Annotated in this window: 10 protein-coding genes and 1 riboswitch; of the genes, 4 read left to right on the forward strand and 6 right to left on the reverse strand. The window is 71.5% G+C overall.

Annotation, left to right across the window (positions count from 1 at the left end; all coding sequences use genetic code 11):
- Nucleotides 1–23: 23 nt before the first annotated feature.
- From ACLQ2N_RS10685 to ACLQ2N_RS10695, 3 genes are all read right to left on the reverse strand, one after another.
- Nucleotides 24–3305, reverse strand: coding sequence for a GH92 family glycosyl hydrolase (locus ACLQ2N_RS10685; RefSeq protein ID WP_425812338.1), 3282 nt, complete (start codon nt 3303–3305; stop codon nt 24–26).
- 278 nt (nt 3306–3583) lie between these two features.
- A complete protein-coding gene (locus ACLQ2N_RS10690; RefSeq protein ID WP_425811444.1) occupies nt 3584–5794 on the reverse strand; it encodes a HelD family protein in 2211 nt (736 codons plus the stop codon).
- Between the two features lie 203 nt (nt 5795–5997).
- Complete coding sequence (locus ACLQ2N_RS10695) at nt 5998–6807, reverse strand: alpha/beta fold hydrolase (RefSeq protein WP_425811446.1); 810 nt, start codon at nt 6805–6807, stop codon at nt 5998–6000.
- A 143-nt stretch (nt 6808–6950) separates the two neighbouring features.
- Between ACLQ2N_RS10695 and ACLQ2N_RS10700 the strand changes: the two genes are divergently transcribed.
- On the forward strand, nt 6951–7412 hold the full coding sequence (locus ACLQ2N_RS10700) for a MarR family transcriptional regulator (protein ID WP_425812340.1): 462 nt from the start codon (nt 6951–6953) through the stop codon (nt 7410–7412).
- A 12-nt stretch (nt 7413–7424) separates the two neighbouring features.
- On the opposite strand, the gene ACLQ2N_RS10705 is transcribed toward ACLQ2N_RS10700, so the two are convergent.
- The 3 genes from ACLQ2N_RS10705 to ACLQ2N_RS10715 are packed head-to-tail and all read right to left on the reverse strand — an operon-like array spanning nt 7425 to nt 10651.
- Complete coding sequence (locus ACLQ2N_RS10705; RefSeq protein WP_425811448.1) at nt 7425–8057, reverse strand: isochorismatase family protein; 633 nt, start codon at nt 8055–8057, stop codon at nt 7425–7427.
- A 33-nt stretch (nt 8058–8090) separates the two neighbouring features.
- On the reverse strand, nt 8091–9749 hold the full coding sequence (locus tag ACLQ2N_RS10710) for a (2,3-dihydroxybenzoyl)adenylate synthase (RefSeq protein ID WP_425811450.1): 1659 nt from the start codon (nt 9747–9749) through the stop codon (nt 8091–8093).
- Nucleotides 9750–9796: 47 nt separating this feature from the next.
- Complete coding sequence (locus ACLQ2N_RS10715) at nt 9797–10651, reverse strand: 2,3-dihydro-2,3-dihydroxybenzoate dehydrogenase (protein WP_425811452.1); 855 nt, start codon at nt 10649–10651, stop codon at nt 9797–9799.
- A 422-nt stretch (nt 10652–11073) separates the two neighbouring features.
- A riboswitch (cyclic di-AMP (ydaO/yuaA leader) is annotated at nt 11074–11258 on the forward strand.
- A 3-nt stretch (nt 11259–11261) separates the two neighbouring features.
- On the opposite strand from ACLQ2N_RS10715, the gene ACLQ2N_RS10720 reads away from it, so the two are divergent.
- The 3 genes from ACLQ2N_RS10720 (at nt 11262) to ACLQ2N_RS10730 (ending at nt 14142) form a co-directional block, all read left to right on the forward strand.
- Nucleotides 11262–12128, forward strand: coding sequence for a transglycosylase SLT domain-containing protein (locus ACLQ2N_RS10720; RefSeq protein ID WP_425811454.1), 867 nt, complete (start codon nt 11262–11264; stop codon nt 12126–12128).
- Between the two features lie 220 nt (nt 12129–12348).
- Nucleotides 12349–13869 (forward strand): FG-GAP repeat protein, encoded by a 1521-nt coding sequence (locus tag ACLQ2N_RS10725; protein ID WP_425811456.1) that lies wholly within the window; start codon nt 12349–12351, stop codon nt 13867–13869.
- Between the two features lie 84 nt (nt 13870–13953).
- On the forward strand, nt 13954–14142 hold the full coding sequence (locus ACLQ2N_RS10730) for an antitoxin (RefSeq protein ID WP_425811458.1): 189 nt from the start codon (nt 13954–13956) through the stop codon (nt 14140–14142).
- Nucleotides 14143–14195: the final 53 nt, after the last annotated feature.

Below are 14195 nucleotides of genomic sequence, written 5' to 3' on the forward strand. Positions count from 1 at the left end.
CCCTTGCCGTTGTCCTGATCCCGTCAGGCGGTGGCCACCGCGAAGACGTGGATGATCCCGCCGTCCGTAGTGGCCGGCAGCGTCACGGACGCGAGCCGCTTCCCGGCCTGGAGCGCGATCGGCGCGGTCGTGAAGACCTCGGTGCCCACCGGGTCCTTTCCGCCGCCCTGCACATCGCGGTACTCGGTGTGCAGGGCCACCGTGTTCCCGTACGACGGCTGCTGCGAGCCGCCGCCCAGCGTCCAGTCGCTGAAGCCGATCCCGGCCTGCTGCGTGGTGCCGTCGGTGTACGTGAGCGTCACCGTGCCCGACGCCTTGCCCTCGGCGGCGCTGCCGAGGAACGCGAGCTTCGTGTCACCCCCGTCGGAGGGGACGTTCAGCACCTGGGGGCTCGTACCGGCCACCTCGATGTTGTCGGGGTCCCCGGCCTTCACCTTCGGCCAGGTGAAGTCGAAGCCGCCCGAGGAGACCGTGCCGCCCGGCTTCGCACCGGCCGCCGCGAGCGCCTGGGCCGAGTAACTCCAGCCCTCGCCGTCGAAATTGGCCTGCGGGTTCTCGTCGTCCGCCGAGATCCCGGTGCTGTTGCGGTTCCACAGCAGACCGTTTTTCTCGGCGACCGTCACCGCCGCCGACGTCTTCGGCAGCTCCGTCCCCGACGAGGACGTCAGCGTCACCGGGACCGTGTAGTAGCCCTCGGCGGTGTCCTTCCCCGCCGACACGGTGAGCTTCGCCTGCGCCGCACCGCTCGCCGGGACCGTGAAGTCGCCCTCGGCGGGCGTCACGGTGACGCCGTCCGGCGCCTGGGCCTTCCAGTGCACGGTGGTGGCCTTCGTCTCCAGGCTCTGCACCTTGAGCACGGTCTGCGTGCCCGCGCCGCCCGGCTCGGCCTTCAGCTGGTCGGGGGACGCGCCCGTGAAGTACTTCAGCCCGCCGCCGGGGAAGGACGGCGGCGCGTCGGCCGGTGCGCTGCCCCAGGAGGTGTCGGGCGTCGTACCGAGCGTGAAGTCCAGCCGCCCGCCGTGCTCCACGAGCGAGTCACCGACCCACGGCTTCGTGGACGTACGGCCGTTCACCTTCAGCCCGTGGATGTACGTGTGGTCCGCGGAGGCGGCCGGCGCCTCGATGGTGATCCTCTTGCCGTGCCCGGTGTGCACCACGGCGTGCGGGAACAGCGGCGCGGTCAGCGTCAGATCGGCGCGGCTCGGGTTCTGCGGGTACATGCCGAGCGCCGAGAAGACGTACCAGGACGACATGGTGCCCGCGTCGTCGTTCCCCGGAATCCCGCCGGGACCGTCGGTCCACAGCTGGTCCAGCTCTGCGCGGACCGTCTCCTGCGTCTTGTACGGGGCGCCGAAGTAGTTGTAGAGGTACGGCGCGTTGATGTCGGGCTCGTTCGTCGGGTCGTAGCGCGTGTCGTCCTTCGCCGAGAAGTCGAACGTCCCGTCCGGCGTACGGAAGAACGCGTCGAGCCGCTCCGTGGCGCGCTCGTTGCCGCCCATCGCACCGGCGAGACCGGCCACGTCCGAGTAGACCATCCAGGTGTACCGGGCGCTGGTGCCCTCCACGAACCCGGCTCCGGTGCCGGGCGTGAAGGTGCCCGCCCAGCTGCCGTCGGACTTCCGGTCGCGTATGTACCCGCCGTGCTCCGTGGCGTTGGCGTCGAACACGTTGGTCCAGTTGCCCGAACGGTCCAGGAACTTCTCGGCGTCCGCCTTGTCGCCCAGCCGCCGGGACAGCTCCGACAGGCCGTAGTCGGCCGCCGCGTCCTCCAGCGTCTCGGCCGCGCCGCCCCAGCAGTGGCAGTTGTCCGCCGGTACGTAGCCGAGCTCCAGGTACTTGTCCAGCGCGGGGCGCTGGCCCACGCACTCCACGTTGCAGCCGGCGCTGTCGGAGTCGTTGGCGGTCGGCACGGTCGCCGCCTTCACCAGCGACTTCAGCGCGCCCTTGACGTCGAAGTCACGGCCGCCGAAGGCGTAGATCCCGGCGAGCGCCGCGTCGGACGGGTCGCCCGACATCACGCTCGTCTTGCCGTTCTCCAGCAGCCAGCGGTCCCACTCGCCGTCCCGCTGGTTCGCGTAGTTGAACAGGGACTGCGCGTAGTCGCTGCCCGCCTTCGGGTTGATCAGCGCCATCAGCTGCACCTGAGCCCGGTACTGGTCCCAGCCGGAGAAGGTGCCGTACTGCGCCTTCTGGCCCTTGGACAGCCGGTGCGGCTTGCGGTCGGCGCCGAGGTAGCGGCCGTCCACGTCGCTGGTGAGGGTCGGCTCCAGCATGGAGTGGTAGAGCGCGGTGTAGAACGCGGTGCGCTGCGTGTCGGTGCCGCCGCCGATCTCGACGGCCTTCAGCGCCTTGTTCCAGTTCGCGGCGGCCTGCCGCTTCACCGCGTCGAAGCTCCTGCCGGGCCCGTTCTCCTTACGGAGGTTGGCCTCGGCGTTCGCGGCGCTGACGTACGAGACGGCCACCTTGGCGCGCGCCTCGGTGGTGCCGTCCGCGAAGGTGATGTACCCGCCGGAGCCCTTGCCCTCCACGGCGTTGCCGGACGAGCTGTAACCGGTGCCACCGGATGCGGAGGTGGAGCCGGGGGTGAGGGTGCCGTCCTTCCAGGTGCCCACCTTCGCGAAGGGCTTGTCGAAGTGGGCGGTGAAGTACAGCGTGTAGAGGTCCTTGCGGTTGTTCGCGCTCTGCGGCCCGCAGAAGTTGCCGGCCGTGACGGACCCCGTCACCGTCCGCGCGGCCTTGTCGATCCGCACGGTGGCGTCGGTGCTGCCGGTCTCCGAGTTGGAGGTGCGGAAGAGCATGCTGGCCGGCTTGTCCGCCGGGAATCCGAACGTTCCCGACCCCGTCCTGGCGGTCGTGGTCAGCGCCGCCGAAGCGCCACTGGTCAGGCCGACCGCGTAGTACCCGGCGGCCGCCGTCTCGTCGTCGTGCGAGAAGCCGCTCGCGTACTTCGCGTCGGTGGTGTCCGAGGTGGGGGAGGAGTCCACGTCACCCACGTACGGCATGATCGGGATGTCGCCGTTCGCGCCCGAGCAGCCCACCCCGTTGAGGTGGGTGAGGCTGAAGCCGCGGATCTTCTTCGCGTCGTACTGGTAGCCGCCGGGAGCGGGCGTCGAGACCTGCTTGCCCCTCGAATTCTGCGGGCTCCACGCCAGCATGCCGAACGGCTGCACGGCGCCCGGGTAGGTGTTGCCCGCGTTGGACGTGCCGATGAGGGGATCGACGTACGACACCGGGTTCTTGACGAGGTCCCTGCCCGGCGCGGCCGAAGCCGGGGCGGCGGCGGCCGCGAGTCCCGCGACGGCCATGGCGGCGGCCGTGAGGGAGCCCACGGCCCGGATCGCGGGGTGCGTACGGCGTTTGTGCGTCTGTGGCACCGTTCCTGCCCTTCTGATGTGACGGACGGTCAACGCGGCGCGAGGCCGGCGCCGTGACCGCGGGGGAACGGCGTCGTCCCGACAACGTTGTCAACGACGTGAGGATGCTCCTCCTGCCGGTCCGAGGTGTCAAGGCTCCCCGGAATCCATCCGTCCGGCCGGGCTGTCCTCGTACAACAGCCCGGCCCGCGCACCCGATTGCGGCCCCGTCAGCGCAGGGACGCCGGAAGCGCCTCCCGGTGCAGGACGCCCAGCCGCTGCGTGGCCCGGGTCAGCGCCACGTACAGGTCGCTCGTCCCGAACCGGCCCGGCTCCACCACCAGGACGTGGTCGAATTCGAGTCCCTTGGCCTGCCGGGGCCCCAGCAGCACCACCGTCCGGGTCAGATCCGGCTCGCCGCCGGGCGTCACGCCGTCCAGCGGCGCCGCGATCTCCTCGTGCAGCTCGCGCGGCGCGATCACCGCGAGGCGCCCCTTGCCGGGCGTCAGCTCCTCGACCGCCCGCGCCACCGCGCCCGCCAGATCCGCCCCGGCGTCGCGCACCCAGGGCGCCTCGCCCGTGGAGCGCACCGACCCCGGCGGCTCGAACGACGGGTCCACGGCCCGCAGCACCTTCGCCGCGACCTCCATCACCTCGGCGGGCGTACGGTAGTTGACCCCGAGCCGCACATGCTCGTACCGGTCGCCCACATACGGCTCCAGGATCTCCTGCCACGAGCCGACCCCGGCCTCCTCCGAGGTCTGCGCGGGGTCGCCCACCAGCGTCATCGACCGGGTCGGCGACCGCCGCATCAGCAGCCGCCAGGCCATCGGCGACAGCTCCTGCGCCTCGTCCACGATGATGTGCCCGAACGCCCACGTCCGGTCGGCGGCGGCCCGCTCCGCCGCGCTGCGACGGTCGGCCTCCTCCTGGCGCTCCGCCATCCGCTCCGCGTCGATGATGTCGTGGGCGGCGAGCAGCTCCGACTCCTCGTCCTCGAATTCGAAGGACTCCGAGCCCCGGGACAGCTCCAGGACGCCGTGGGCGTACGCGATCCGCTCCTGGCGCTCCGCCTCGGCCGCCGCCCGTTCGGCGCTGTCGTCCACCCCGAGCAGTTCCGCGGCCTCGTCCAGCAACGGCACGTCGGCCGGGGTCCACCCGCCCTCGCCGGGTGCCCGCCGGATGGCATCGGCGTCCGCCTCCGGCAGGTGGACCGGCTCGGCCAGGTAGTCGGCGAGGAAGCCCTCGGGGGTGAGGGCCGGCCACAGCTCCTCGATCGCGGCGTGCACCTCCTGGCTGACGGCCACCGCCTTGCCGAGCTGGGCGATGTCGTCCGGGCCCAGGAAGTTCGGCCCGCCGTACGGGTCGGCGCCGATGCGCTCGGTGAGCTGGGCGGTCAGCGCGTCGATGATCCGGAACGCGAAGTGCGGCCGGGCGAGGTTGTGCGGCAGCCGGGTGTCCCGGGCCGCCTGCCGGGCCTCGTAGGCGATCTCCCAGTCCAGGACCAGGTCGCCGTCGTCGTGCGGGATGATCAGCGGGGCACCCGGCTCGGGCAGCAGCTGCCGGTCCCGCACGGCGAGCGCCAGCGCCTCGGCCATGGGCGCGCCGCCCTTCACGGCCGCGGCCCGGGGCGTGTCCGTGGAGCGGGCGTGGACGCCGGGGAACAGCTCGGCCTGGGTGGCGAGCAGGACTCCGGTCTCACCGAGCGAGGGGAGCACCTCGCCGATGTAGCTGAGGAAGGCGGGGTTCGGGCCCACGATGAGGACCGCCCGCTTGGCCAGCAGCTCCCGCTGCTCGTACAGCAGGAACGCCGCCCGGTGCAGGGCGACGGCCGTCTTGCCGGTGCCGGGTCCGCCCTCCACCACCAGGACGCCCCGGTGGGGCGCCCGGATGATGCGGTCCTGCTCCGCCTGGATGGTCCGCACGATGTCCGCCATGCGTCCGGTCCGCGCCGAGTTCACCGCGGCGAGCAGGACCGTGTCGCCGCTCGGGTCCTCGAATCCGGTGCGCTCCCGGTCCCCGACGTCCAGGATCTCGTCGTGCAGCTCGGTGACCGTGCGGCCCTCGGTCGTGAGGTGGCGGCGCCTGCGCAGACCCATCGGGGTGTGCTGGGTGGCGAGATAGAAGGGGCGGGCGACCGGGGCGCGCCAGTCGATCAGCAAAGGCGTGTGGTCGCTGTCGTCCTCACGGATTCCGATACGGCCGATATGGTGCGCGACGCCGTCCGTGAGATCGATACGGCCGAAACACAGCGAGCCGTCCACCGCGTTGAGAGCGGCGAGCAGACCGGAACGCTCGGCGACCTGGACATCGCGTTCGAGGCGGGCCTGCTGGCCGGTGCCGACCGGCGTCAGGGCGTCCTGGACCTGCTCGGCGGCGTCACCGCGCAGCACGTCGACACGGTGGTGGAGCCGGTCGACGTATTCCTGTTCCTTCTGCAATTCGGCGCTTTCCCGAGTTGACAAAACAGCTCCCTGGCGGATATGGTGATTCTTGTTGGCCCCCAGTGAGGGGCCTTTTTCTGTGGGCGCACAGAACCACTCAATATACCCAGGGAAAACCCCGGTCCGCAATAAACGTCGCTCCGGCCCTTCGGGCCCGGGGATTTTCTCTTTGCGCGGCGGGAGTGCCGACGGCCGCGCGGTTATGCGAGGATTTCGCGCAGCCGCTCGGCGTAGGCCCGGGGGTGGGTGGTGTTGCCGTTGTGCCCGCCGGGGAACGCGACGACCTCCCGTCCGACGAGACCGGCCAGCCTGCGCGCGCACTGTCCGACGAAGACGTCCGGCGCCGTGGTGGCACCGCCCGCGGGCACGATGCGCACCGGCGAGGCCCGCAGGGCCTCCCGGTCGAGTTCCGCCTCGATGACGGCCGTGAAGTCGTGTGCGATGAAGAACCCGAAGTTGGCGACGCGGCCCGGGGTGAGCGGCATGGGCGTGAGACCGGGCTCGGTCTCCTGCCGGCCGGGGTCGATGCCGAGGACCCGGGCGATCTCCGGGAACGCCGCCTTCAAGCCGCCCTCGCGGTGGACTCGTTGGAGGTGGGCGAGCTCCGCCGCGTGTCCGGTGCGCGGCCCGGCCGGCAGCAGGGACGGCGAGACCGGGTCGTGCGCCACGAGGGTGCCCAGCTGCCCGGGATGGGCCACCGCGAGGTGGAGCCCGATGGCGGCGCCCATGCTGCATCCGAGCATCAGGGCGGGCTCGTCGGTCAGCCGGGCCAGCAGCCGGTGGACGTCGTCGGCGTGCTCCTCCATGGTCACGCCCCGCTCGGGGGCGGTGAGCGTGCTGCGGGACAGGCCCCGGCGGTCGTACGTGACCACGGTGTACCGGTCGGTGAGGTGGTTCACCAGGTCCGTGCTCCGGTCGGCGTCGCCCTCGCCGCTCTGCGCGATCAGCAGCAGGGGGCCGGTGCCCCGGACGTCGTAGTGGAGTGTGGCGCCGTCGGTGTCGAGGAACATCCGGGTCTCCCAGGTCGGTGAGGTGACCGGCGCGGGAAGCGCCGGCGGCGCCCCTCACAGTACTGAATCTATTTAGATGTATCAATAGAGATGCATCTAACGGTGATGGGTGGGCGGTAGGGTGGCGGCCCATGAGCGCTTCGATGACCCCGGTCCAGCTCTTCCTGCTCGGCCGGACGCTGATGAAGATCGGTGAGGAGGCACTTCCGGAGCCGTCGTCCCCGGCCGGCGCCGGGCCTCGCGGCGGTACGCGTGCGGCCCTGGTGGTGCTGAGCGACGTCCTGGGACACGAGGACACCTCCGTGAGCGAGATCGCCGCGCGCACGGGCCTGCCGCAGAGTCAGGTCTCGGGAGCCGTGGCCCGGCTGAAGGAGACCGGCTCGCTCGTGTCCGCACCCGATCCGGCGGACGGCAGGCGGCAGTTGATCCGTACGGCCTCCGAGGTGTCGGACCGGGTCGCCGAGGTGCGGGCCGCCCGGATCGACGGCGCGCTCGCCGCAGCGCTGGCCACCGACGACCCGGAGACGCTGCGCGCGGTCGGTGACGCCCTCGACGTGCTCGCCCGTCACCTCACGCCGGAGGCGGCCGGCCGCCTCCGGGCGTGAGCGTCCCGGCCCTCACATCTCCTTCAGCAGCGCGTCCGTCGTCGTCACGACCGCGCAGCGGCCCGCCGCCCAGCGCAGCGCCATGTCGTGGTCCTCGCGCGAGAAGTCCGCGACCGCGTCGGCCACCACGAACGCCTGGATGTCGCGCATCCAGGCGTCGGCGGCGCTCATCAGCACGCCGATGTGCGCGTACACACCGGTGATCACCACCTGGTCGCGGCCGTCGTTCCGGATGAGGGATTCCAGCTCGGTGCGGACGAACGCGCTGTACTTCCACTTGGTGAGCACCGTGTCGCCCGGCGCGGGCGCCACCTGGTCCGGTGCGGCCAGCGCCTCCGGGTCGTCCGCCATCCCCGGCCCCCAGAAGTCCAGCTGGAGACCGCGCTCCTCGGCGCTCTGGCCGCCGCGCTGCGCCGAGTGCACCACCGGGATTCCGGCGCGGCGGGCGGCCTCGATCACGCGGGCGGTGTTCGCGAGCATGCCGGTCAGCGGCTCCTCGCCGGGGCGATAGGCGCGCAGGAAGTGGTTCTGGAGGTCGTGGACGAGCAGCACGGCGCGCGCCGGGTCGACGGTCCAGCCGACCCGGTTCGCCGGGAGCTCGTCGGCGCCGGGCAGGGGATAGGGGGCGATGGCGGGAAGTGCCATGGGGGAAGCCTTTCGGTGCCGCGCGGTGCGGACTCAGTGCTGTGCGGGGGGAGTTGACGTGGAGCCGGGGGCCGCATCGGTCCGCAGGCCCTTCTTGCTGATCTTGCCGATCCCCGTCTGCGGGAAGACGTCCACGAATGCGACGAGGTCGGGCACCTTGTACGCGGCGATCCCGTGTGCGCGCACATGCCGCTTCACGGCGAGCGCCCCGGGCGGTTCGGCGCCCTCGCGCAGGATCACGTATGCGAGGGTGCGTTCACCGAGATACGGGTCGGCCACCCCGACCACCGACACGTCGTGCACCGACGGGTGGGCGAGGATGATGTTCTCGACCTCCTCGGGAGCGACCTTCTCTCCGCCCCGGTTGATCTGGTCCTTGGCCCGTCCCTCCACGACGAGATGGCCGCTCGGGGTGCGGCGCACGATGTCGCCCGTGCGGTAGAACCCGTCCTCGGTGAACGCGGTCCTGTTGTGCCCGGGCGCGCGCCAGTAGCCCCGGATCGTGTACGGGCCCCGGGTCAGCAGATGCCCGAACTGCCCATCGGGAACCTCCTGTCCGGCGTCGTCCACGATGCGGATCTCGTCGTCCTCGGAGATCGGGCGGCCCTGGGTGGTGACGACGGTCTCGTAGTCGTCGTCCAGCCGGGTGTAGTTGACGAGTCCTTCGGCCATCCCGAAGACCTGCATCAGCCGGCAGCCGAGCGCCGGTTCGAGCCGTCGGGCGGCCGTCTCACTGTATTTGGCGCCGCCGACCAGGATCAGTTCGAGGCTCGACAGGTCCTGCTCCGCCGAAGCGGCAGCGTCCGTCCAGACCAGGGCGAGCGGCGGGACCATGCCCGTCATGGTGACGCGCTCCCGCTCGATGACCGGGAACGCCGTGGCCGGGTCGGGGCGCGGGCAGAGGACCACGGTGCCGCCCGCGTACAGCGTGCCGAGCCAGCCGGGCGAGCTCATCGGGAAGTTGTGCGCGGCGGGCAGGACCACCAGGAAGCGGGTGTCCGCGTCGACGCCGCAGATCTCGTTGGAGCCGCGCAGCGAGTAGATGTAGTCGTCGTGCGTACGGGGGATGAGCTTGGGCACCCCCGTGGTACCGCCGGACAGCTGGAGGAAGGCCAGATCGTGCGGCTCGGGCCCGTCCTCCGGGTCCCCGGCCGCGTCGCACGGCACGTCGGACAGGGCGGTGTGCTCGCCGGGGTCCCCGACGACGAACACGTGCTTCAGGGTGGGCGCCTGCTCCCGTACGGCGGTGGCCAGCGCGCGGTGGTCGCATCCGGCGTGCTTGTCCGGGATGACATAGGCGACGGCCTCGGCGAAGGAGCAGAAGTAGCCGATCTCCGCCTCGCGGTGGGCGGGCAGCGCGTATACGGGAAGCGCGCCGATGCGGAAGAGGGCGAAGACGACCTCGGCGAACTCGGCGATGTTGGGCAGCTGGACGACGACCCGGTCGCCCCTGGCTATCCCGCGCGCCCGGAAGCCCGCCGCCAGCCGGGCCGCGCGCTCGTCCAGCTCCCGGTACGTCCAGGCGCGGCGCTCGGGCGCGGGGTCGATCAGCGCGACGCGGTCGCCGTGGGCCTCGGCCCGTTCGCGCAGCATGCTCGTGAAGGTCTCGCCGCGCCAGTGCCCGGCCGCGCGGTAACGGGCGGCGAACTCGGCGGGCCAGGTCGGGGCGTCTTCGTACGGTGAGGCGGTCATCGTTCCAGGACTCCAGGGGGCGTTTGCGGAGGTGCCGGGCGGACGGGTCAGGCGCGCAGGGTGGCGCCTCCGTCGACGTACAGGTCGTGCAGGGTGATGTGGCGGGCCCGGTCGGACACGAGGAAGGCGACCGCCTCGGCGATGTCGGCCGGTTCGGCGATCCGGCCCAGCGGAATGCCCGTGCGGTAGCTCGCCAGGTCCCCGGCTATGACGCGCTGGGCGGCTGGCCCGTCGTCGTGCGCCTCATCGGCCGGCCACATGCCGCGCTGCATGTCGGTGAGCGTGGAGCCGGGCGAGACCGTGTTGCAGCGGACGCCCCGGGGGGCCAGTTCCAGGCCGAGGCACTTGGTGAACATGACGGCCGCGGCCTTCGACGCGGCGTACGCCGCCATGGTCGTGCGGGGGATGCCGGCGGCGTTGGACGCGACGGTGACGATGCTGCCCGCGCCCCGGTCCGCCATCCGGCGCGCGACGGACCGCGAGACGTGGAACACCCCGTCGGTGTTGACGGCGAATGTCGCCCGCCAGTCCTCGTCGGTCAGCTCGGTGACCGGTGAACAGCGCAGTATCCCGGCGACGTTGACCGCGATGTCGAGGGCGCCGAGCGTGTGCTCGGCCTCGCCGACCAGGGCCTCGACGGCCGCCGCGTCCGTGACGTCCAGCGTCCGGGCGACGACGTCCCCGTCGTGCTCCCGGGCGAGGGCGTCGACCCCCTCCGGGGCCGCGTCGGCCGCCAGAACCCGGCAGCCGCGCGCGACGAGGGCCCGCACGACCGCCTCGCCTATGCCGCGTCCGGCTCCCGTCACGAGGGCCAGCCGGCCGGTGAGTTCCTGCTCGACGGGGGCGACGGCGGGCGCGGCGGTGGGGGGACGGCGGGAGGAAGAGGCGGAATGCGGCGCCATGGTCCTGGGATCTCCATGTGACGGTGAACGGGAAACGGCAACACTTAGGTAAGCCTAACCATAGGGTGATCACGTGGGCGAGGGGGCCTGAACCGGCGATCCACGACGCGCGCGCGTCGCGCCATGCCCCTTTTGTCGACCAGTGGGCAAAAGGTCAAGGAAGGGCGATCAAAGAGGGTTTGGTGCGGTCAAACGCCTCAAAACGGACGAACGTGAGCAATCTGATTTCAGTGGGCAGCGTCACGTCGGCCGTTTCTGACGCAGGATCCGATCTCCCGGTTCCCAGTCGTGCCAAGAAATTTGACTTCCCCCGGCGCGGGCGATCATGAGCATTTCCTTTGATTGATCTTGCAAAACAATTGTGATCAGCAATTCCGGGCTTGTTCCGGCCGTCGTTTCTCGCTTACGGTCCCGTCATCAATCCGGATGGAACGCCGAATCCTGCCGCCGTCCGGGAACCCGACCACTCACGTACGGCAGGAGCGGGGGACCCAGGTTTGCCGCCGGTCCGGAATCCGGAGCGGCTAGGGGTGAAGTCGCCATGCGCGACCGGACATCTCCAGTCCGAACCCGACAGCTCACCTCGTAGGCGACGGAGAGGAAATACGCCATGCCCATCATGGGTAAGCACCGTCGTGCCAAGTCCGCGTCCCTGACCCGCGGTTTCATCGCCGTCAGCGCGGGCGGAGCCGTTCTCGCGCTCCCCCTGATCACGGCCGGATCGGCCTCCGCCGCCCCCGCCAAGTCCGTCGTCGCCGAAAAGGCGGCGGCCCCGACTTCCGTCGCCGGCAAGGGAATTGCCGTCCGCGAGGCCGCGCCCTCCACCTATTCCGTGGTGTCCGGCGATTCGCTTTACAAGATCGCCCAGGGGCATTCCCTCAGCGGCGGCTGGGAGCGGCTGTACAAGGACAACCGCGGTGCTGTCGGCAGCAACCCCGACCTCATTCACCCGGGCCTGAAGCTGACCATTGGCGCCACGTCCGAGGCCGCCGCCCCGAAGGCCGCGGAGAAGAGCGCATTCAAGGCGGAGACCGCCGAGAAGAACGGCGACGCCGCTCCCCGGACCGAGAGCGCCGACCGCGCCGACCGTTCCGAGCGCACCGTCGTCCCGGTCGCCGCCGAGAAGCCCGCCGAGACCCAGGCGGCCGTCACGTACACCGACGACCTCGACGGCTGGATCAAGGAATCCCTGGCCATCATGGCGCAGCAGGGCATCCCCGGCAGCTACGACGGCATCTACCGCAACATCATGCGCGAGTCCTCGGGCAACCCGATGGCGATCAACAACTGGGACGTCAACGCCGTCAACGGCACGCCCTCCAAGGGTCTGCTCCAGGTGATCCAGCCCACCTTCGACGCCTACCACGTGCCCGGAACGTCGATGGACATCTACGACCCGGTCGCCAACATCACGGCCGCGTGCAACTACGCCGCCGCCACGTACGGCTCGATGGACAACGTCTTCGGCGCGTACTGATCCACACCGGCCCCGCGCTCGGGGCAGGGCCGTGAGCAGGGGTGGAAAGGAGCGGAAGCGCTCCTTTCCACCCCTTTCGCATGCCGTACCGCGCGTGTCGCGGAAAGACCGTACAACCCTTGTGCCACAAGACGTGTCGAACAGGGCGTCCAGGAAGACAGCGGGCTCTTCCCGGCGCCCCCCGGACCCGCCCGGCCATCCTTGATCCAAGGAGCCACTTGTGCGTACGTACCGTTCGGCCGCCGTCCTCGCGGCCTCGCTCCTCCTGCTGACGGGTGCGGCCATCGCCGCGCCCTCCGCCTACGCCGTCACCTCCGGCGCCACGCACGCGAACGACCGCCACAGCGACTTCGACGGCGACGGCCACGAGGACGTGCTCATCGGCGCTCCCGGCGGGACCATCGACGCCAAGCCGGGTGCCGGGTTCGTGACCGTGCAGTACGGCTCCGCGCACGGCCTGGGCACCAGCCCGTCCGCCGTCTTCAGCCAGAACACCCCAGGGGTACGCGGCGCCGCCGAGGCCGGTGACTCCTTCGGAGCGTCCCTGGCCACGGGAGACCTGAACGGCGACGGCTACGACGACGCGATCGTCGGCGTTCCCGGGGAGGACATCGAGCCCGTGGGCGACGCGGGCGGCGCCGTCGTGCTGTGGGGGTCGCCGCAAGGGCTCACCGGAGCCGACAGCGACTGGCTCCAGGCCGCCGAGCCCCGCGCTTGGGCGAGATTCGGCAGCGCGCTCGCGGCGGCCCACTTCAGCCCCGACATCCCCGGCGACGAACTGGCCGTGACCGACCTGTACGACCTCATGCTCTTCCGCTACGAACCGGCCCTGCTGAAGAAGGGGGTCGCGCCCCTGGCCCCCGCCCAGCGCGAGAACGTGATCCCCGCCGAACCCGGACACGAGATCGCCCCGAAGTCCCTGACCACGGGCGACTACGACGGCAACGGCCTCGACGACCTCGTCGTCTCCGGGACGAGCGCGGGCGCCGCCCGCGGGCAGGGCTGGTCCGCCTACTTCTCCGGCCAGGTGCAGGGGCTCCGCTTCGAGCGCTCCCTGCGCGGCGGCCCCGCCGTCGCCACCGGGGACATCAACAACGACGGCTACGACGACCTGGTGACGGGCGACCCGTACCGCTCCGACGGCACCAGCAGCGACGCGCCGGAGGGCGGCGTGGTCGGCGTCTACTACGGCAGTGCCGGTGACGGCCCGGTCGTCGGCGCCTCGGGGCCCGGCACCGAGCCCGCCTGGTGGTCCCAGGACTCCCTGGGCGTCCCCGGCGTCTCCGAGCAGGGCGACGGCTGGGGCACCGGCCTGTCCGTGGGCGACACCGACGGCGACGGCTACGCGGACGTGGTCGTCGGAGCGCCCGGCGAGGACGTCGGAGCACCGGGCGCGGACATGTCGCGCATCGAGTCGGGGGCCGTATGGCTGCTGCGCGGCGCGTCGGACGGTCTCACGACGGCCGGCGCACGCTCCTGGAACCAGGACTCCGGGGAGGTGCCCGGGGTGACCGAGGCGTACGACGCCTGGGGCGCCCGGGTCCGCCTGACCGACCCCGACGGCGACGGGCGCTCCGACCTGCTCGCCGCCGCTCCGGGTGAGGACGGGGGCAACGGGGTCGTCTGGGTGCTCCCCTCCGGGGCCGACGGTGTGAGCGCCACCGGATCGTGGACCTTCGACGGCGGATCGCTCGGCGCCCCCCGGACGAAGGCCCGCCTCGGCGAGGCGATCGACGAGTAGGGCCGCCGAGCCCGTCCGTCCCGGAATGCGCGGGCACGGCGGGGCGTGGATGCTGGAACGGTCAGCGTCTCTAGGAGGTCAGTCATGAGCATGCTCGACAAGATCAAGGGCATGATCAAGGGGCATCCGGACCAGGCCCGCCAGGGAGTCGAGAAGGGCGGCGACTACGTCGACAAGAAGACCGGCGGCAAGTACGGCGGCCAGGTCGACTCGGCGCAGCAGAAGATGAACGACCAGCTCGGTGACCGTCGCCCGCCCGACGAGGGCCGGTAGGCGCTCGCAGGGCCGTGAGGGAGCGGTGGACGCCACAGCCGTGGTGTCCACCG

The sequence above is a fragment of the Streptomyces sp. DT224 genome, from assembly GCF_049844595.1.
Lineage (GTDB): Bacteria > Actinomycetota > Actinomycetes > Streptomycetales > Streptomycetaceae > Streptomyces.